The organism is Poseidonocella pacifica (assembly GCF_900111875.1).
In the GTDB taxonomy this organism is placed as follows: domain Bacteria; phylum Pseudomonadota; class Alphaproteobacteria; order Rhodobacterales; family Rhodobacteraceae; genus Poseidonocella; species Poseidonocella pacifica.
On sequence record NZ_FOJU01000001.1, the window covers coordinates 403765 to 422337 of the forward strand.

Here is an 18573-nt window from a genome sequence, read left to right on the forward strand (position 1 = left end):
CAGAACCCCAAGCACGAGCCGTAGACCCGGCGGCACGTTGCGGCGAACGCGGAGACGGGCCCGGGCAAGCCGGGCGCGCCAATCCGTTCGCTCATGCTGATTGCGGTGCAGATCAGTCCTCCATCGCCTCTAGCTCGTCGATGAATCCTTCGATCATCGACAGGCCCTTGTCCCAGAACTTGGGATCGGAGGCGTCGAGCCCGAAGGGGGCGAGAAGCTCCTTGTGGTGCTTTGACCCGCCCGCCTTGAGCATGTCGAAATACTTCTCTTGGAAGCCCTCGGGGTTTTCCTCGTAATTGGCATAGAGCGCATTCACGAGGCCGTCGCCGAACGCATAGGCATAGACGTAGAAGGGCGAGTGGACGAAGTGCGGGATGTAGGCCCAGAAGGTCTCATACCCGTCCATGTAATCGAACGCCGGCCCGAGGCTTTCGGCCTGAATCGACATCCAGATCGCGTTGATGTCATCGGGGGTCAATTCCCCGCCGCGGCGCGCCTCGTGCAGCTTGCATTCGAAATCGTAGAAGGCGATCTGGCGCACGACGGTGTTGATCATATCCTCGACCTTGCCGGCGAGCAGGACCTTGCGCTCCTTCTGATCCTTCGCTGTTTCCAGAAGTTTGCGGAAGGTCAACATTTCGCCAAACACCGAAGCGGTTTCGGCGAGGGTCAGCGGGGTGGAGGAGAGCATTTCGCCCTGCGGCGCGGCCAGACGCTGGTGCACGCCGTGGCCAAGCTCATGGGCGAGGGTCATCACATCGCGCGGTTTGCCCAGATAGTTGAGCATCACATAGGGATGCACGTTGGTGACGGTGGGGTGGGCAAAGGCGCCGGGGGCCTTGCCCGGTTTGACGCCCGCGTCGATCCAGCCATCGGTAAAGAACGGTTCGGCGAGATCGGCCATGCGCGGATCAAAGCCGGCATAGGCATCGGTCACGATCTTGCGCGCCTCGTCCCAACCGACGGTCTTTTGCGTTTCCATGGGCAGCGGCGCGTTGCGATCCCAAACCTGCATCCGGTCGAGGCCGAGCCACTTGCGCTTGAGCTCATAGTAGCGATGCGAGAGCCGGGGATAGGCCGAAACCACCGCGTTGCGCAGCGCTTCGACAACCTCGGGTTCCACATCGTTGGACAGGTGGCGCCCGGTCTGGGGCGTGGGCATTCCGCGCCAGCGGTCGATGACCTCCTTTTCCTTGGCTTGCGTATTGTGGACGCGGGCAAAGGTGCGGATGTTCTCGCCAAACACACGGGCCAATTCATTGGCGGCGGCCTCGCGCTTGTCGCGATCCTGATCGGTCAGGAAATTGAGCGTGCCCTCGATGCCGTATTCGTCGCCGTCGAGAAAGAAGGTGAGGCCGGCGATCGTCTCATCAAAGAGCTTTTCCCAAGCATCCCCGACCACGCCAAGATCGTGAAGGAATTTTTCCAGCTTATCGGAAAGCTGATAGGGCTTCATCGCGCGGATACGGTCGAACACCGGCTTGTAGCGGGCCAGTTCGGAATGCGAGGCGAAGTGTTGGTCCAGCGCATCGTCGTCGAGCCGGTTAAGCTCCAGCGTGAAAAAGACGAGCGGCGTGGTGAAGAGGGTGATCTTCTCCTGACAGTCGGACATGAACTTGGCGCGGCCCGCATCGGTCGTGTGCTGATAGTAGCGCAGCCCGGCAAAGGACATGATCCGCCCGGCGATGTTGTTGATCTTCTCATTGCGCTGCACGCATTCATAAAGACCGGCGGCGTCGAGATCGGCGAGCTTGTCTTCATACGCTTCGGCAAAGGCCGAACATTCTTTTTCCAACCAGTCGAGATCGGCGCGCAATTCGGGCGCGTCTTCGGAGGGGTAGAGATCCGTCAGATCCCATTCGGGCAAGTCGCCGAAACCCTTGTCGCCGGAACCGGCGTTGGCGTCTTGGACGGGGAAGGGCAGGTGCAGCATGCGGATCTCCTGAAAATACGGTCAATGACACATAGGGCCCCCGAACGGTGCGGTTCAAGGGTGACTAGCCGTAGGTGTCGAGCAATTGGTGCAGGTCGTCCAGCGAATTGGCCTCTGCCAGCGGCTTGTCGTGGCGCCAGCGCGCCATCCGGGGAAAGCGCAGGGCGATACCGGACTTGTGGCGCGGGCTTTCGTGGATACCTTCGAAAGCGATTTCAAAGACATGCTCGGGGCGGACCTGCCGGACAGGCCCGAAACGTTGCAGGGTATTCTTGCGCACCCACGCGGTGATCTTGCGGAATTCTTCGTCCGTCAGGCCCGAATAGGCCTTGGTAAAGGGCACGAGATCGTTGCCTTTCCAGACCGCGAAGGTAAAATCCGTGAAGAGGTTGGCGCGCCGGCCGTGACCCTGCTGGGCATAGATCAGCACGGCGTCGACGGTGAGGGGATCGAGCTTCCACTTCCACCAATCGCCCTTTTTTCGCCCGGCGAGATAGGGGCTGTCGCGGCGTTTGAGCATCACGCCCTCGGCGCTTTCTTCTCGGGCGGTCAGACGCGCCGTTTCGATAGTTTGCCAAGTATCGAACGGAATTTCGGGGGAAAGCCGTATGGGGGCCGTGTCGGACAGGGGCGTCACGAGATCGCAAAGAATTCTTCGACGATCCCCGAAGGGTTGGGCGCGCATGTCTTTGCCGTCCCATTCCAGCAGGTCGTAAGCATAAAGCAGGACGGGCGCGTCCTTCAACAGTTTTGCGGGCACCGTTTTGCGCCCGATCCGCTTTTGCAGGGCGTTGAACCCCATCGGGCCGTCGCGCCACGCGAGGATCTCTCCGTCCAGAACGGTGTTGTCAGGTATGAAATCGGTGAGGCGCGCAAACTCGGGGAAGCGGTCGGTCATCAACTCCTCCCCGCGCGACCAGACGTGGTGCACGCCGCCGCGCAGAACGATCTGGCCCCGGATCCCGTCCCATTTCCATTCCGCGTGCCAATCTGCGGGCGCGCCCAGATCCTTGGGAGGCTGTTCCAGCGCATAGGCGAGGTAAAAGGGATAGGGGCGCGAGAGGTCCGCGGCGGCGTCCTCTGCCTCCACCAGATCGTGATAGGAGATCGTGTCAGGGCTCCAATCCCCCATGAGCCGATGGGCCAGTTCAGGCTCCTCCCGGCCACTGGCGCGGGAGAGGGCGCGGGTCATCAGCTTCTGGCTGACCCCGATGCGAAACCCGCCGGTGATCAGCTTGTTGAAAAGAAACCGCTCTGTCGCCTGAAGCCTGTCCCACGCATCCAGAACGGCGGCCTTGCGCCCTTCTTCGGGCATCGCGGCCATCTCACGCAGATAGGTGATCCAGTAGGACAGGGATTGGTCAGAGCGTTGCGCCGGCGGCGGCAGGATCAGGGCGATGGTTTCCGCCAGATCACCGACGATGGGGTAGGATTCCTCGAAAAGCCACAAGGGGATACCCGCCCGCTCGGCGGCCCATTCCCGCAGCCGCGTGGTCGTCACCGCGCGCTTGGGGCGACGACCGGTGAAGATGGCGATGCACCACAGCTTGTCCTCGTCCGGGGCATCGCGGAAATAGGCGGCAAGCGCGTCCACCTTGGGATTGGTCCGGGTCGTCTGGTCGATAAGCGTGAAGAGATCGGCAAATCGCTTCATGTGTCCGTCTCCTCGACCACTTCGCCTTCGTATTCGGTGCTGACGACGGCGGCGGTATATCCGGCGCTGTTGAGGTATTTTGTGAAGATATCCGTATAACCATGTGTGACGTATATATTTTCTGCGCCGGTTTCCTTGATCGCGGAGAGCAGGCCGGTCCAGTCAGCGTGGTCCGATATGACAAAGCCGCGGTCGGCGGCGCGACGTCGTCGCACGCCCCGCAGCCGCATCCAGCCGCTGGCAAACGCGGTGGAAACCGGCCCGAAACGACGGGCCCACGGGGTGCCGAACGCCGAGGGCGTGGCGAGGACGAGCGCGCCGGGATACTCCTTTGGCGCCAGGTCGGGGGTGACCCGGTGGGTCGGGGGCAGCGTCAGACCCTGCGCGCGCAGAACCTCATTGGTATTTTCCACCGCGCCGTGGGTCAGGATCGGGCCTCTGTCCGGGTTGAGCATCGTCAGAAGCCGTTGCGCCTTGCCCAGCGCATAGGCTCCGAGCAGCGGGGTTCGCCCGCTCGTCTGGCAATCCGCCCACCAGGTGTCGATCTGCGCCGCGATGTCGGCTTGGGGGGCCCACGTGAACACGGGCAGGCCAAAGGTGCTTTCGGTGATGAAGTGGTGACAGGGGACCGGCTCAAACGGTTCGGACAGCCCGTCGTTTTCGATCTTGTAGTCCCCCGAGGCGACCCAGACCTGTCCGCCGACCTCCACCCGTATCTGGGCCGATCCCGGTACGTGGCTCGCCGGGTGGAAGGACACCGCCGCGCCGCCGATCATTCGACGTTCGCCGAAGTCTATTTCGTCGAGGGCGATATCCCCGAGCCTGTGCCGCATGACGGGGGCGGCGGCCCGCGTTGCGAGATAGGCGCCATGACCGGAGCGCGCATGGTCGGCGTGACCATGCGTGATGAGGGCGCGATCGACCGGGCGCCACGGGTCGATGTAGAAATCGCCAGCAGCGCAATAGATGCCGCGATCGGTGAAGCTGAGAACCGGGTCCATCCCGGTAAGGATAGCGTTGCCGCGCCCGCGGGCCAGCCCGCTTGTCGGGCCCTCAACCTGCGCCTAAGCTTGGTCGGAATGCGTCAGCGACGGGAGGACGAGATGCGATTTGTGCGTCATGGTGAGATTGGTCAGGAGCGTCCGGGGCTCATCGGGCCGGAAGGGGAACTGCGGGATCTGTCTGGAGTGATCGACGATCTGGGCGGGGAGGTGCTTGGCGCGCTTCCGCAGGTCGCTGCTGCGGAGTTGCCGCGCGTGGAAGGCACGCCACGTTTGGGGGTGCCCATCGCGGGGATCGGAAAACTGGTCGCCATCGGGCTGAATTATTCGGACCATGCGGCGGAAACCGGGATGCCCGTGCCGAAGGAGCCGATCCTGTTCATGAAGGCGACGTCCTGTATCGTCGGCCCAGATGATCCGGTCGTTCTGCCGCGCGGGCACAGCAAGGTGGATTGGGAGATCGAGCTGGGTATCGTGATCGGGCGCGCGGCGTCCTATGTGACGGAAGAGGACGCGCTCAACCACATCGCGGGGTTCACCATCGTCAACGACGTGAGCGAGCGGGCGTTTCAGTTGGAGCGCGGCGGGCAGTGGACCAAGGGCAAGAGCTGTGACACGTTCGGGCCGATCGGGCCCTGGCTGGTCACTCCGGATGAGATCGCCGACCCGCAGGATCTTGCGATGTCGCTCAAGGTGAACGGCGAGGTGATGCAATCGGGAACGACGCGCACCATGGTGTTCGATTGCGCCAAGATCGTCTCATACGTCAGTCAGCTCATGAGCCTTCAGCCGGGCGACGTGATCGCGACGGGAACGCCCCCCGGTGTCGGCATGGGAAAGACGCCGCAACGCTGGCTCAATCCCGGCGACGTTATGGAATTGGAGATTGCGGGGTTGGGCCGTCAGCGGCAGGAGGTCCTCGCGCCACGTTAGGGCGAGGGGCGTGCGGCCTGCCTGTGAAGGTGGCAGGCCGGCACGCTTAGCGGCGAAAGAGGACGGAGTGCTCTGACTGCGGGCGCGGACCGTCTTTGCGCAGATCGGCATGTAGCGCCCGGCCGCGCTGTACGCCCGGGCGGGCCGAGACTGTCTCCAGCCAGCGTTTGAAATGCGGCTTGTCGTCCAGCGTCTGTTGCTGACCTTCCCAAAGCGAGGCCCACCCCCAACAGGCGATGTCTGCGATTGTAAAGCTGTCCCCGGCGAGAAATTCGCGCTCCGCCAGCCGTCGATCCATGACGCCATACAGGCGGGCGACTTCGGCGCGGTAGCGGTCCTTGGGGTAGGGAAGATCCTGTGGGGGATCGAGTTGCGGCGCGTATTTCAGGAAGTGATGCGCCTGTCCCGCCATGGGGCCGAGGCCGCCCATTTGCCACATCAGCCATTCTTCTATGGCGATGCGGTCACGCTCCGTTTCGCCATAGAAAAGACCGGTCTTGCGGGCAAGATAGAGAAGTATCGCGCCGGATTCAAAAACCGAAATGGGCGCCCCGTCCGGGCCGTCGGGATCGGTGATCGCGGGCATTCTGTTGTTGGGGGAAATTTTCAGAAACTCGGGCGCGAATTGCTCACCCTTGCCGATATTGATCAGGTGGGTGTCATAGGGGAGCGCCATTTCCTCCAGCGCGATGGAGATCTTCCAGCCGTTGGGCGTGGGCCAGAAGTAGAGATCTATGGGGGCGGTCATCAAAATCCTCCGGGACATACCCGGTCAGATTGACGCGACGGGCCCCGGAGGCAAGGCATTTTCGGCGCGGCCGGAGAAAAGCCGCGACCAACGAGCCGATTGCCTTTTTGGCAGGATCGCCGACAGGCGGGCAGGGGCGACCTGCGGTTTGCCAGCGAGGAATGCGCGATAAAGCGGGAAAACTCCGGGCCGCATATAGGGGAACCAATGACAGATCTGTCGCGCTGGAGGGGCGATGCGGAACCCGAGTGCGGCGAGGCGTTCTCTGGCGTCTTCGCTGTCGATCTGGAGGTCGCACCAGTGGGGGTGACGCCGATCCAGCCCCTGTCCCAATGCACGGGCGCCGGTCAGCAGGGCCGTCAGGCGCAGCTCGAAAAGGAAGTCAAACAGATCGTTTTCGCGGCTCGTCACATTGAGCACACGGGCAAGCCGGCCCGCAGGTGTCTGGAGCGCGTCTTGACCAAGGCAGGTGAATTCCGCGCCCGCCATGAGGATGGCGCGCGTTTCGATAGGGCCAAGATGGCGGAGCGCCTCGAGATAGACCCGCGCCCCAAGCGAATGGGTCACGAGGCTGATCGGGCGACCCGGCGCAATGGCAGCGATGCGTGTCATCAGTGATGCCAGCGCCTTGCCAGCGCGCGCGGCCTCAGCATAGGCGCGGGGAAGCGATCCGCGGGCGCTCCACCCGAAGGCGATGCCCGCACCGTTGGTTTCCGTCACGCCGAGATGGCGGGGCCAGCTTATTCCGAGGCGGCCGGTAGATGTCGTTTTGGGGGCGAGGATCGTTTCAAAGGGGCAATGAGCTGAATCGGGCAGAAACTTGTAGCCATGGACCATGATGACGACGGGGACGGGGGCGCTTAGCAGCGTATCGAGGCTGCTCTGGGGCAGATCACCCGCGCCGTGGAGCACGGGCTGCTCTTCTTTGGCTGTGATCCGCACGAGGGGCATGCTGTGGCTCCGCTAGATGTTGTATCTCCGCATAACCAAAAGCATATGAAACGAGCGTGAAACCTGAGTTAAGGGACCGTGACGGTGTTGACGTGCCGCACCTGCGCCTCTAAAAAACACGGCGTGGCGATTTGTTACCGGATTGCGGGCCACGTTAATCCTTCCGCTAAAGAGGTCGAAGACTGGGAACCCCCTCGTCGCCCGACCGCGACCGGGGGTTTTTTATTGCTCCGCGATGGCGGACAGGAGGCGAGAATGGCACGCAAACCACGCACAGAGCTTGTCCATGGCGGCACGCGTCGCAGCCAGTACAACGAGGTCAGTGAGGCGATTTTCCTAACCCAGGGCTTCGTTTATGACACCGCCGATCAAGCGCGGATGCGCTTCGAAGCAGCGGGACCGGATGAGTTCATCTATGCCCGCTACGGCAACCCGACTGTCGCGATGTTCGAACAGCGGATCGCGCTTCTGGAAGGCGCAGAAGACGCCTTTGCGACAGCATCGGGAATGGCGGCTGTTAACGGTGCCTTGTGCTCGGCCCTGAAGGCGGGGGATCATGTGGTAGCGGGCAAGGCGCTTTTCGGGTCCTGCCTATACATACTTCAGGAGATTTTGCCGCGGTTCGGGGTTGAGGTGGACTTTGTAGATGGCACCGATCTTGATGCGTGGCGCGCCGCAATCCGCCCCGATACCCGGGCTGTCTTCTTCGAATCGGTCGCCAATCCGACGCTGGATGTCGTGGATATCGCGGGCGTCGTCGAGATCGCCCATGCGCATGGCGCTTTGGTCATGGTCGACAATGTCTTTGCGACCCCGGTCTTTTCGCGGGCCATCGAACTTGGGGCTGATGTGGTGATCTATTCGGCCACCAAACACATTGACGGTCAGGGGCGCGCCCTAGGGGGCGTCGTTCTGGGAACGAAGGAATTCATCCGCAAGACGCTTGAACCCTATATGAAGCATACCGGCGGATCGCTCAGCCCGTTCAACGCGTGGATTATGCTCAAGGGGCTGGAGACGATCGATCTGCGCGTCCGTGCGCAGGCGGACGCGACGCTTCAGATCGCGGAGGCGCTCCGGGGCCACGAAAAGCTGGGCCGTGTGCTCTATCCTGGGCTCGCGGATCACCCCCAAAAAGCGCTGGTGGATCGTCAGACGGGAAGCGGTGGAACGGTGCTCTCCCTCGATCTCAAGGGAGGGCAGGAGGCCGCGTTTGCATTCCTCGACGCGCTCGAGATCGTCATCATCTCGAACAACCTAGGCGATGCGAAATCCATCGCGACCCACCCGGCGACAACAACCCACCAACGATTGGACGATGCGTTGAAGCAGGAATTGGGAATTACTCCGGGATTGGTGCGGCTTTCCGTTGGGCTGGAGGATGTCGAAGATCTGATCGACGATATCGAACAGGCCCTCTCACGGTGTTGATTTAGGCGCTCTCGGTAAAGTCATGGCAAGGTGGGCCTCAAGGTCTTATGTTGGCAGGACGAAACCGGGGGGAGGCCCGAGATGAACGCCCATACCAAGGCATTGGACGGGGAAGAGCCGAAGCGTGAGGACGCAGAGGCCGCAATAGCGCTCTTGCGGCGCTGGGCAGAACGCGCGGAGGAAGAGGACCGGGCAGCGTTGGCAACGGCGCTTGCCGCCATCCGCCCCGACGCTGCGGCCTATCCGGCGTTGCGCCGCCAATATCCCGAAGAGTTTGACGCCAATCAGGCCTATCGCGCCGGTCTTCCGGATCTTCAGAACGGGCCTGCCAGCCTGATCCGAGGCGCGCGGCAGGAGATACAGCACGTCGGCATCTCCAACTTCCGGCTGCCGATCCGGTTTCACACCCGCGACGGAGGAGATCTGACGCTGGAAACCTCGGTCACCGGCACGGTCAGCCTCGATGCCGAGACCAAGGGCATCAACATGTCGCGCATCATGCGCACCTTTTATCAGCACGCCGAAGAGACCTTCAGTTTCGAGGTGATTGAGCGTGCGGTAGAAGCCTACAAGGCCGATCTGGGCAGTTTCGACGCGCGGATCCAGATGCGCTTTTCCTTCCCCATGAAGGTGCAAAGCCTGCGCTCCGGCCTCTGGGGCTATCAATATTATGACATGACGATGGAATTTGTCGAACAAGACGGGGTGCAGCGCAAGTTCATGCATCTTGACTATGTATATTCCTCGACCTGTCCCTGTTCGCTGGAGTTGAGCGAACACGCCCGCCAGACTCGCGGACAACTCGCCACTCCGCATTCTCAGCGTTCGGTTGCCCGGATCTCGCTTGAGGTTCTTCCGGGAGAAATCCTGTGGTTCGAAGATCTCGTGGAGATGTGCCGGCGCGCGGTGCCCACGGAAACGCAAGTGATGGTCAAGCGAGAGGATGAGCAGGCGTTCGCGGAGCTCAACGCGGCGAATCCCATCTTTGTCGAAGATGCTGCACGGCTCTTTTGCGAACATCTCATCGGAGATCCCCGGATCGGCGATTTTCGGGTCATCGCGAGCCATCAGGAAAGCCTGCACAGCCACGATGCGGTAAGCATTCTGACCGAGGGCGATACCTTTGCGCAGCCGAGCCACGACCCCAAGCTGTTCGCGACCCTCTTTCACGTCGGTTAGGCCCCCGGCGGGCTACTCGGTGAAGGCGCGCTCCGATACGGAGATGGAGTTGTTCGACGGATCCTTCGCGTTGGCGAATGAGTAGCCATCGGCGTGATGAATGGGGCCGAACAGCAATCCTTCCGCCTTCGCAGCGGCGCAGAATGCCGCGACATCTTTTACGTCGAACACCAGCTTTATGAGGGATTGCCCCTCTTTTTGCCCCTTGGCCGCAGGATGTAGCAGCAGGGGGAGACCCGGGCCCTTCGGAATCAATTCAACCAGCCGATCACCCTCGCGGCGATGCGCCTCGTATCCGAAGTGTCGTTTGTAAAACGCGATCATCTCTTCGGTACGCTTGGTGTAGAGGATCAGTCGACCTAGCTGCGCCATTTTGGACCCCTTTGCGCTGCGTGCGGGGTATCGCCGCTATCCCTGCGCCGCATACGTTGCGTCATTCACCAAGTTTTACAGAGTACGAGACGCGTTTTTTTGTTACACTATGGGTGGCGACACAGGGCACGAACCCTAAGTGTGGCCTCGGGAGGAAACCATAGCCCAGAGGGTTTCCAAATGTCGAATAACCACATCAATCTCGATTTCACCCGTCAGGTCTGGCGTCAGAGGATCGACGACTACCTCGCCTCACATGGCCTTGGCTTCAACACATACCTCGCGCGTGAAGAGCGGCTTGACCTGATTGCCCGCCTTGATCTGTTGCCAGAGCAGGAATTACGCCGGATTGGCCTTGATGGGCGGCAGGACATTCTGCCCTTTGCCTTTCGCGACCTGCTCGCAGCCTGAGCGGCTTGACAGCGACCGGGGCGCGCGCCAAGCCTGCGCCTTATGTTTGATCTTCGCCCCGTCGGATATGTGATCGGTCTGTTGCTGCTGGCGCTTGGGGCGACCATGCTGCTCCCGCTCGCGCTGGACATATATGATGGCGAAGGGCACTGGGACGCATTCCTTGAATCCTGCTTGATCACCATGCTTGCCGGCGGGCTGATGTCGCTTGCCTGTGCAAACGGGGTTGGCGATCGATTGTCACTGGAACAGACCTTCCTGCTCACTTCAGGGGTCTGGTTCATGCTGCCGATCTTTGGCGCGCTGCCCTTTATCTTGGGCGCGACGGAGGCGAGGGCGGTCGATGCTTTCTTCGAGGCTATGTCAGGGCTGACCACAACCGGCTCCACCGTATTCACCGGGCTTGAAGACTTGCCGCGCGGCCTGCTGCTCTGGCGCGGTATCCTGCAATGGCTGGGTGGGATCGGGATTATCGTCGTCGCCATGGTGTTCCTGCCGGAGCTGCGCGTCGGCGGGATGCAGATCTTTCGTTCCGAAGCGTTTGAGACGATGGGCAAGATCCTCCCCCGTGCGACGGCGATCGCAAGCCAGATTTCCGGGATCTATGTCGGCCTGACGCTCGCGTGTTTCCTCAGTTATGTGGGCGTCGGGATGGATTGGTTTGATGCCGTCGTCCATTCCCTGACCACCATTTCCACGGGCGGATTTGCAAACTACGACGCCTCCTTCGGGGTGTTCACCGGCGTCGCCGAATACGTCGCTTCCGTGTTCATGGTCCTCGCGGCGCTGCCCTTCGTGCGCTATGTGCAACTCGTCAATGGCAATACCACTGCGATCTTTCGCGATGCGCAGATACGGGGGTTTTTCTTTGTGATCGCCGTTCTCGTGACGGTCACGTCCGGCGTTTTGACGACTGTTTTCCCACACCACTGGGAGCAGGCATTGCGCGAGGCGCTCTTTAACATCACCTCCATCATCAGCGGCACGGGCTACTCCAGTGTCGATTACATGAATTGGGGTCCGTTTCTCATCGCGCTCTTTTTCTTCATCGGGTTGATAGGCGGCTGCGCCGGCTCGACCGCCTGTTCGGTGAAGATTTTCCGCTATCAGCTTTTGATCAGTGCGATCCGGGTGCAGTTGCAGCGGATTCACACCCCAAGCGGCGTGTTTACGACCCGCTATGACGGGCGCACCGTGGGCGATGACGTGATCAGTTCCGTCATGGCCTTCTTCACGTTCTTCATCGTTTCGCTCGGCGTGTTGTCGGTCGCGCTTGGGCTTACCGGGCTCGACTTCATCACCTCTGTGAGCGGGGCAGCCACGGCGCTTGCAAACATCGGCCCCGGACTTGGCGATCAGATCGGCCCGGCGGGGAATTTCGCCGGGCTGAACGACAGCGCCAAGTGGATGCTCAGCTTCGCCATGCTTGTCGGGCGGCTGGAGTTGCTGGCGGTGTTTGCGCTCTTTACCGTGCAGTTCTGGCGCGCCTGAGCGCCGCGCCTATTCCCAACAACTGACCAGAACAGTCATGTCCGCAGCATGATCCACGAGATCCTCCGGCGTCATGCCCGGAAGCCCCTGCGTCGCCTCATAGGAGATACCTGCCTCGGCAAGCAAAGCGCGGATCGCGGGGCCGTCGGCGGCAAAGGAGACATCTTCGGGAAGGCGCTGATCACCGCCCGCGCGGGGCAGCAGCATCCCGAGTACGGCACCGCCCGCATCAAACACCGGGCCGCCCACGTCACCGTCGAGCGCGGCAAGGCGAAGGCGGTTCAATCCATCTTCGCCCTGCAACCCGCGCAGATCCGCAAGTTCCCCGTAAGTCAGCGTCGGCGCCCCAAGAAGACCGCCATAGGAATACCCGGCTACGGCAACCTCGTCGCGCAGCCGCGGCGTGCCATCGCGAAATACGGCGGCACCCGGCGGCGTGATCGCCTCGGTGGGGCGCAACACGGCAAGCCCGCGTGCGGGATCGGTCGCGACGACTGTGGCCTCGTATTCCTCATCCAGCGTGATGCGGGTACAGCTTTCGACAACCTGCGCTGCGGTCAATACCGTGCCGTCACGGCCGATGTAAAAGCCCGAACCCGCGCGCTTCGCCTGACGGATCTGAAGCCCGGACAGAAGGTCGATGCGCTGTTCGGCTTCGAGCCCGGCGTCGGAGGGGAGCACACCGCCGATGGCCCGATAGCTCGCCTGCATATCTTGTAGAAGTCGGGTACGGCGCGCCTCATCTCCTACTGGCCAGACAAGGGCAAACCCTTTGATCGAGCGGCCCTCGATGGCCGCTTCCACGTGGGTGACGATCCGATCGTTGCTGCCTTCGATCGAAAAACGCCCCCGGCCGTTCTCGCGCGGCCCTTCCAGTGGCACGATCTCCAGCGTTTGCAGGATATCGTAGAGACCCTGAAGCGCATCGGAGCCTCCGAGCTTGCTGATGAGCAGAACACGCGCGGGAAGGTCGCCGGTGGGGGTATAATGGGCGAACGGCGCTTCGAGCCGGTCAAAGGCGACGACACCAAGCGGGATCTTCATTTCGATCCCCGCGTCGGTGTTGGACACGAGCGTCAGATCCAGCCCTTCGAGAACCGCGTTGTACTGCGAGAGCAACTCGGCGCGCTGCGCCGTGGTCAGCACGCCTGTAGGCTCAAAGTTCTGCTGTGTTTGCCACGCGGCCATCGCATCGCGCGTTCCCCGGCCAAAAGCACCATCGATCCCGGAGGCATAGACACCAGCCCAGCGAAGCGCGATCTGGAGTTCCTCCCGTTCCTGACGGCTGAGCAGCCGCTCGGACTGAAGGGCCTCGGCGCGCGTCTCGGAGGCCTCACGTTGCGGCGCCTCCTCAACCGGCGCGGTTTGCGCGGGCGCTTCGGCGACGGGTCCCTGATCCGGGAAAAAGCGGGTTTCATACGTAGAGGGCAGGGCCACATAACTGTCGCGCGGGATGACCCCTTCGGCGCGATAACGGCGGAGCACGACCTGCGCATCCTCCGGGCTATAGGGGCCAAGGGCAATGCCGTACCAGCCTGTCCCCAAGGCAAACCCGTTCACATCGGGCAAACGCGCGGCATAGGCGGCCAGCCGTTCCTCGGCTTCGGCCCGCGTTGGCTGCGCTTCGATCTGGACCCAGACCTGTTCTTGTCCGAACGCTGCGCTGGCGGTCAGAAGACCGCTGAGAACCATCCCGTAAACGAACCGCTTTTTCACTCGTGAAACCCTTTTGCCGATTTGTCGCGCCGCGTTGGCACATTGAGGTATGTGTAGCAAATGCGCCTTCCGATACACCTCACATCTGCCGATTGCGGGCGGGTGTGGCGGGCGCGCAATAGGCCCGCCCGTTGACGCTGCTGAGCCCGCGCAATAGGAGGGGGCTCAAGCGAAACGGGGGCCATGGCCATGAGCGACATTCCAGCAAGTTTTCAGGAAATCATCCTGCGCCTGCAGAGCTATTGGGCGGAGCGGGGCTGTGCCCTGATGCAACCCTATGACATGGAAGTCGGCGCGGGAACGTTCCACCCGGCCACCACGCTGCGGGCCCTTGGGCCAAAGCCGTGGGCCGCGGCTTATGTCCAGCCCTCGCGCCGCCCGACCGATGGGCGCTATGGCGAAAACCCCAACCGGTTGCAGCACTATTACCAGTTTCAGGTTCTCATCAAACCAAGTCCGCCCGATTTGCAGGCGCTCTATCTCGGCTCGCTCGAAGCGATCGGGATCGACATGACCAAGCACGACATCCGCTTTGTCGAGGATGACTGGGAAAGCCCGACACTCGGGGCTTGGGGTCTTGGCTGGGAAGTCTGGTGCGATGGGATGGAAGTCAGCCAGTTCACATATTTCCAGCAGGTGGGCGGCCATGATTGCGCGCCCGTCGCCGGAGAGTTGACCTATGGGCTGGAACGACTCGCCATGTATGTGCTGGGAATCGATCATGTGATGGACATGCCCTTCAACGCCCCCGACGCGCCGATCCCGCTCACCTATGGGGATGTGTTTCGCCAGACGGAACAGGAATTTTCCCGCTGGAACTTTGACGTGGCCAATACCGATGTGCTGTTGCGCCACTTCGAGGAGGCCGAAGCGGAGTGTGAAGCGATCCTGTCGCAAGACGAGGTTGATCCCAAGACAGGGCACCGGATCGTCATGGCGCATCCCGCTTATGATCAGTGCATCAAGGCCAGTCACCTCTTCAACCTGCTTGACGCGCGGGGCGTCATCTCCGTGACCGAACGGCAGGGGTATATCGGGCGCGTGCGTGCACTCGCCAAGCGATGCGCCGACGCCTTCTTGATGACCGAGGCGGGCGGTCACGCGGCATGACCGGCAAGATCCTCGTTCTGGCAATCGTTTTCAGCGCGCTTCTGGCGGGTGCCGGGCTCTATTACCTGCAGGTCTATGGCTATTATGAGGACGTGACCGATCCCGAGATCCGCCTGACCCGCCTCGGCGGTGAAGCCGAACCCATCCTGATCGAGGACTTCGAGGGGATCGACGCCACCAGTTCACCGATCCGCTTTCGCGCTTGTTTCACCGCGCAGAGCAGCCTCGCGACCCTGACCGAAACTTACGAGATATATGAGGGGGCGGAACCGCTTGTCGCGCCGGGCTGGTTCTCCTGCTTCGATGCGGATGGAATCGCCACTGAGCTGCGCGATGGCGCCGTGGCCTTTCTGGGCGAGAAGAACATCGAATACGGTGTCGACCGGGTCGTGGCGGTATTTCCCGACGGCCGGGGTTTTGCCTGGCACCAACTCAACGGCTGCGGCCAAAAGGCCTATGATGGCACCCCCGTAGGAGAGACCTGTCCCGCCCGAGAGTGATCAAATCGGAACCTTTCGTGCTGCCTGAGCGCTTGTCTTGCAAGGCAACACGGGAGAAAGATCATGGCAGACAAGGCGCCCGCATGGGTGGTGCCGGTGATGCGAGCGGGATACGGCGCGCGCGGGCTGGTCTATACGATCGTCGGGGGGCTTGCCGTTCTGGCCGCTGTTCGCGGCTCCAATGCGCAAGGCACGACGAATGCGCTGGCCGATCTCAAAGCCCAGAGTTGGGGCACCCTCGTGCTGTGGATCATCGCGGTAGGCCTTGTCGCGTATGCCGTCTGGCGTTTCATTGATGCCGCAATGGATCTTGAGGATCATGGCCATGATGCAAAGGGAATCGTCGCCCGCACGGGGCAAGTCGTCACGGGGCTGATTCACGGGGCGCTTGGCATTTCTGTCGCGGGCATTGCCCTTGGGGGCAACAGCGGAAGCGGAGGCGGCGGCGCGCAGGATATGACGGCACGGCTTATGCAAATGCCGTTTGGCCCGTGGATCGTCGGTTTTGCCGGGGTCTGTACCATCGGCGCCGGGATCTATTACGTGCAGAAAGGCGTACTGGAGAAATACAAACGCAACCTGCGCCTGACGTCGACGACGCAAAAGCTCGATCCTGCGTTGAAAGCAGGGCTTATCGCCGAGGGCATCGTCGTTGCCATCATCGGCGTTTCGATTGTGTATGCCGCAGTACAAACCAACCCGGCGCAGGCCGGCGGCGTCGGTCAAGCGCTCGATGCGGTTCGCTCCGCCCCCTTCGGTCGAGTCTTGCTTGGGATCTTGGCGCTTGGGCTGATGGGGTTCGGGGTCGAGAACTTCGTTGAGGCGATCTACCGGATCGTGCCGCGCCGCTCCGGGACCGACGTGGAGACTCTCGCGATGCGGGCAAAGGCCAAGGCACGTGCGATGACCTGATCGCAAGCGGCGCTATCGGCTGGACGCCGCCTGCGGGGGCCGTTATCCACCCTCCAAACTGCCACCCCCGCGCGGGCAAGTCGCGCGGGCCCAAGCGTTTGGTGAGGCCATGCCCGATCTGCTGATCGAACTATTCTCCGAGGAAATTCCTGCACGGATGCAGGCCCGCGCGGCCAAGGATCTCAAGGAACTCATGACCGGCGGTTTGGTCGATGCCGGGTTGACGTACCGGAGCGCTGGCGCATTCGCGACGCCCCGCCGCCTCACCCTTAATGTCGAAGCCCTCTTGGGGGAAAGCCCGACTGTTCGAGAAGAGCGCAAGGGCCCGAAAGTCGGCGCGCCGGAAAAGGCGATCGAGGGCTTTTGCCGTGGCGCCGGAATTGCACGCGACGACCTTGAAGAGCGTGAAACCCCGAAGGGCGCGGTTTATTTCGCCACGATCACCAAGCCGGGACGCCCCGCAGCGGAGATCGTTGCAGAGGTGCTTGACGCCACAATACGCAATTTCCCGTGGGCCAAGTCCATGCGTTGGGGGGCGGGATCCCTGCGGTGGGTGCGGCCCCTACACTCCATCCTCTGCATTCTCACCGATGACGCGGGCGATACCGAAGTCGTTCCGCTTGAAATCGACGGGATCACGGCGGGAAACATGACATTCGGTCACCGTTTCCTAGCCCCTGCAAGGTTTGCCGTATCGTCGTTCGACGATTATGCCGCCAAGTTGAAATCTGCCAAGGTCATGCTCGACCCCGAGGAGCGGGCGGAGCACATCTGGCACGATGCCACGAACCAAGCCTTCGCTGCCGGGCTTGAGGTTGTGGATGACCGGGGGCTGTTGTCCGAGGTTGCCGGACTGGTCGAGTGGCCCGTGGTGCTGATGGGGGAAATCGGCGCTGAGTTTCTGGAGTTGCCCCCCGAGGTCTTGCAGACATCGATGAAGGAGCATCAGAAATTCTTCTCCGTTCGTGACAAGACGGGCAAGATCACCCGTTTCATCACGGTGGCAAATACAGAGACCGCGGATCACGGTGCGACGATCCTTGCGGGAAACCAAAAGGTGCTTGCGGCGCGTCTCTCTGACGCCAAATTCTTCTGGACGAACGATCTTCGCATCGCGCAGGAGCAAAAGCTTGTGCCGTGGCAGCAGGCACTTGCGTCCGTCACCTTCCAGAACAAGCTAGGCAGCCAAGCGGCACGGATCGACCGTATCGCGGCACTCTCGCGGGAAATCGCGCCTTCAGTCGGTGCCGATCCCGACAAGGCAGAGAGCGCCGCGCGCATCGCCAAGGCCGATCTTTCTTCTGAAATGGTGTATGAGTTCCCCGAGTTGCAGGGCCTTATGGGGCGCTACTATGCAAAGGCGGCGGGCTTTGACGCCGATGTGGCGGCTGTTGCCGAGGAGCACTACCGCCCGCTCGGCCCCTCCGACGCCGTTCCCGAAGCGCCGCTCTCCGTCGCTGTTGCGCTTGCAGACAAACTCGATTTGCTGACCGGATTCTGGGCGATTGATGAGAAGCCTACCGGCTCAAAAGACCCATTTGCCCTGCGCCGCGCCGCACTCGGGGTGATCCGAATGGTACTTGTGAACGGGTTGCGCTTGTCCCTGATCCCGCTTTTGGGGGCATCGCTTCGCCAGCACGTCGAGGCGTTGGCACTGCGCGATGATGCCGTCGAGGTTTCGGACACATGGCAGGCCGAGGTAACTGAGAGTTTGCTCGCCTTCCTACATGATCGCCTCAAGGTTCATCTGCGGGACGAGGGCCTGCGCCATGACGTGATTGATGCCTGCCTTGCGATGGGGGGCTCGGACGATCTGGCGCTTGTCGTGGCCCGGACCCGTGCGTTGGCCGGATTCCTTGGCACCGATGACGGGGAAAACCTGCTTCAGGGGTTCAAGAGGGCGAACAATATCCTGTCGCAGGCCGAAGAAAGCGACGGTGTTGAATATTCCTACGGGGCCGACCCGAAGTTTGCCAAGGACGCAGCGGAAGTTGCTCTGTTCGACGCGCTGGAGACACGCGGACCTGCCATAGCCGAAGCGGTGCGGCAAGAGGATTTTGCCGCCGCAATGCAAGGGATGGCCACGCTTCGCGCGCCTATTGATGCGTTTTTCGAAGCCGTCCAGGTCAATGCGGAAAATGCGGTACTGCGGCGCAACCGTCTGAACCTGCTTGGTCAGATACGCGATGTCTGTAGCCTCGTTGCCGATTTGACCCGGATTGAGGGCTAGT

Annotated in this window: 16 protein-coding genes and 1 riboswitch; of the genes, 9 read left to right on the forward strand and 7 right to left on the reverse strand. The window is 61.9% G+C overall.

All coding sequences use genetic code 11. The features are described from left to right. Positions 1–112 precede the first annotated feature (112 nt). From BM234_RS01930 to BM234_RS01940, 3 genes are all read right to left on the reverse strand, one after another. Positions 113–1933, reverse strand: a complete 1821-nt coding sequence (locus BM234_RS01930; RefSeq protein ID WP_092060090.1) for a M3 family oligoendopeptidase — start codon at positions 1931–1933, stop codon at positions 113–115. A 64-nt stretch (positions 1934–1997) separates the two neighbouring features. After that, positions 1998–3587 (reverse strand): ATP-dependent DNA ligase, encoded by a 1590-nt coding sequence (locus BM234_RS01935; protein WP_092060092.1) that lies wholly within the window; start codon positions 3585–3587, stop codon positions 1998–2000. Continuing rightward, entirely contained in the window at positions 3584–4588 is a 1005-nt protein-coding gene (locus tag BM234_RS01940) for a ligase-associated DNA damage response exonuclease (RefSeq protein WP_092060094.1), read from the reverse strand. The genes BM234_RS01935 and BM234_RS01940 overlap by 4 nt, the downstream gene beginning before the upstream one ends. Before the next feature lie 102 nt (positions 4589–4690). Here BM234_RS01940 and BM234_RS01945 point away from each other — a divergent pair, with 102 nt between their 5' ends. Next, positions 4691–5521, forward strand: coding sequence for a fumarylacetoacetate hydrolase family protein (locus tag BM234_RS01945; RefSeq protein WP_092060096.1), 831 nt, complete (start codon positions 4691–4693; stop codon positions 5519–5521). A gap of 46 nt (positions 5522–5567) precedes the next feature. Here BM234_RS01945 and BM234_RS01950 read toward each other — a convergent pair whose 3' ends face one another. Both BM234_RS01950 and BM234_RS01955 read right to left on the reverse strand, forming a co-directional pair. Then, positions 5568–6269: a glutathione binding-like protein gene (locus BM234_RS01950; RefSeq protein ID WP_092060098.1), complete on the reverse strand. Its 702-nt coding sequence runs from the start codon at positions 6267–6269 to the stop codon at positions 5568–5570. Between the two features lie 24 nt (positions 6270–6293). Continuing rightward, a complete protein-coding gene (locus tag BM234_RS01955; protein WP_092060100.1) occupies positions 6294–7220 on the reverse strand; it encodes an alpha/beta hydrolase in 927 nt (308 codons plus the stop codon). 113 nt (positions 7221–7333) lie between these two features. Then, a riboswitch (SAM riboswitch) is annotated at positions 7334–7411 on the forward strand. A 64-nt stretch (positions 7412–7475) separates the two neighbouring features. Between BM234_RS01955 and metZ the strand changes: the two genes are divergently transcribed. Both metZ and folE2 read left to right on the forward strand, forming a co-directional pair. Then, positions 7476–8651, forward strand: coding sequence for an O-succinylhomoserine sulfhydrylase (metZ, locus tag BM234_RS01960; RefSeq protein WP_092060102.1), 1176 nt, complete (start codon positions 7476–7478; stop codon positions 8649–8651). A gap of 81 nt (positions 8652–8732) precedes the next feature. Then, positions 8733–9830 (forward strand): GTP cyclohydrolase FolE2, encoded by a 1098-nt coding sequence (gene folE2, locus BM234_RS01965; RefSeq protein WP_092060104.1) that lies wholly within the window; start codon positions 8733–8735, stop codon positions 9828–9830. Positions 9831–9842: 12 nt separating this feature from the next. Here folE2 and BM234_RS01970 read toward each other — a convergent pair whose 3' ends face one another. Continuing rightward, positions 9843–10202, reverse strand: coding sequence for a VOC family protein (locus tag BM234_RS01970; RefSeq protein ID WP_092060105.1), 360 nt, complete (start codon positions 10200–10202; stop codon positions 9843–9845). Between the two features lie 180 nt (positions 10203–10382). On the opposite strand from BM234_RS01970, the gene BM234_RS01975 reads away from it, so the two are divergent. Then, positions 10383–10613 (forward strand): hypothetical protein, encoded by a 231-nt coding sequence (locus BM234_RS01975; RefSeq protein WP_092060107.1) that lies wholly within the window; start codon positions 10383–10385, stop codon positions 10611–10613. Between the two features lie 42 nt (positions 10614–10655). Then, positions 10656–12104 (forward strand): TrkH family potassium uptake protein, encoded by a 1449-nt coding sequence (locus BM234_RS01980; protein WP_092060108.1) that lies wholly within the window; start codon positions 10656–10658, stop codon positions 12102–12104. Positions 12105–12113: 9 nt separating this feature from the next. Here BM234_RS01980 and BM234_RS01985 read toward each other — a convergent pair whose 3' ends face one another. After that, positions 12114–13820, reverse strand: a complete 1707-nt coding sequence (locus tag BM234_RS01985) for a serine protease (RefSeq protein ID WP_245752442.1) — start codon at positions 13818–13820, stop codon at positions 12114–12116. Positions 13821–14009: 189 nt separating this feature from the next. On the opposite strand from BM234_RS01985, the gene BM234_RS01990 reads away from it, so the two are divergent. From BM234_RS01990 to glyS, 4 genes are all read left to right on the forward strand, one after another. After that, on the forward strand, positions 14010–14930 hold the full coding sequence (locus BM234_RS01990; protein ID WP_425439212.1) for a glycine--tRNA ligase subunit alpha: 921 nt from the start codon (positions 14010–14012) through the stop codon (positions 14928–14930). Next, positions 14927–15430, forward strand: a complete 504-nt coding sequence (locus BM234_RS01995) for a DUF6446 family protein (protein ID WP_092060111.1) — start codon at positions 14927–14929, stop codon at positions 15428–15430. Before BM234_RS01990 ends, BM234_RS01995 begins: the two co-directional genes overlap by 4 nt. 63 nt (positions 15431–15493) lie before the next feature. Continuing rightward, positions 15494–16342: a DUF1206 domain-containing protein gene (locus tag BM234_RS02000; protein WP_092060113.1), complete on the forward strand. Its 849-nt coding sequence runs from the start codon at positions 15494–15496 to the stop codon at positions 16340–16342. A gap of 109 nt (positions 16343–16451) precedes the next feature. Further along, positions 16452–18572, forward strand: a complete 2121-nt coding sequence (gene glyS / locus BM234_RS02005) for a glycine--tRNA ligase subunit beta (protein ID WP_092060115.1) — start codon at positions 16452–16454, stop codon at positions 18570–18572. Position 18573: the final 1 nt, after the last annotated feature.

What these genes read in the sequence shown, in the direction of transcription:
- BM234_RS01930 (WP_092060090.1), bottom strand. Translation starts at nt 1,933, where the DNA reads ATGCTGCACCTGCCCTTCCCCGTCCAAGACGCCAACGCCGGTTCCGGC.
- BM234_RS01935 (WP_092060092.1), bottom strand. Translation starts at nt 3,587, where the DNA reads ATGAAGCGATTTGCCGATCTCTTCACGCTTATCGACCAGACGACCCGG.
- BM234_RS01940 (WP_092060094.1), bottom strand. Translation starts at nt 4,588, where the DNA reads ATGGACCCGGTTCTCAGCTTCACCGATCGCGGCATCTATTGCGCTGCT.
- BM234_RS01945 (WP_092060096.1), top strand. Translation starts at nt 4,691, where the DNA reads ATGCGATTTGTGCGTCATGGTGAGATTGGTCAGGAGCGTCCGGGGCTC.
- BM234_RS01950 (WP_092060098.1), bottom strand. Translation starts at nt 6,269, where the DNA reads ATGACCGCCCCCATAGATCTCTACTTCTGGCCCACGCCCAACGGCTGG.
- BM234_RS01955 (WP_092060100.1), bottom strand. Translation starts at nt 7,220, where the DNA reads ATGCCCCTCGTGCGGATCACAGCCAAAGAAGAGCAGCCCGTGCTCCAC.
- metZ (WP_092060102.1), top strand. Translation starts at nt 7,476, where the DNA reads ATGGCACGCAAACCACGCACAGAGCTTGTCCATGGCGGCACGCGTCGC.
- folE2 (WP_092060104.1), top strand. Translation starts at nt 8,733, where the DNA reads ATGAACGCCCATACCAAGGCATTGGACGGGGAAGAGCCGAAGCGTGAG.
- BM234_RS01970 (WP_092060105.1), bottom strand. Translation starts at nt 10,202, where the DNA reads ATGGCGCAGCTAGGTCGACTGATCCTCTACACCAAGCGTACCGAAGAG.
- BM234_RS01975 (WP_092060107.1), top strand. Translation starts at nt 10,383, where the DNA reads ATGTCGAATAACCACATCAATCTCGATTTCACCCGTCAGGTCTGGCGT.
- BM234_RS01980 (WP_092060108.1), top strand. Translation starts at nt 10,656, where the DNA reads ATGTTTGATCTTCGCCCCGTCGGATATGTGATCGGTCTGTTGCTGCTG.
- BM234_RS01990 (WP_425439212.1), top strand. Translation starts at nt 14,010, where the DNA reads ATGAGCGACATTCCAGCAAGTTTTCAGGAAATCATCCTGCGCCTGCAG.
- BM234_RS01995 (WP_092060111.1), top strand. Translation starts at nt 14,927, where the DNA reads ATGACCGGCAAGATCCTCGTTCTGGCAATCGTTTTCAGCGCGCTTCTG.
- BM234_RS02000 (WP_092060113.1), top strand. Translation starts at nt 15,494, where the DNA reads ATGGCAGACAAGGCGCCCGCATGGGTGGTGCCGGTGATGCGAGCGGGA.
- glyS (WP_092060115.1), top strand. Translation starts at nt 16,452, where the DNA reads ATGCCCGATCTGCTGATCGAACTATTCTCCGAGGAAATTCCTGCACGG.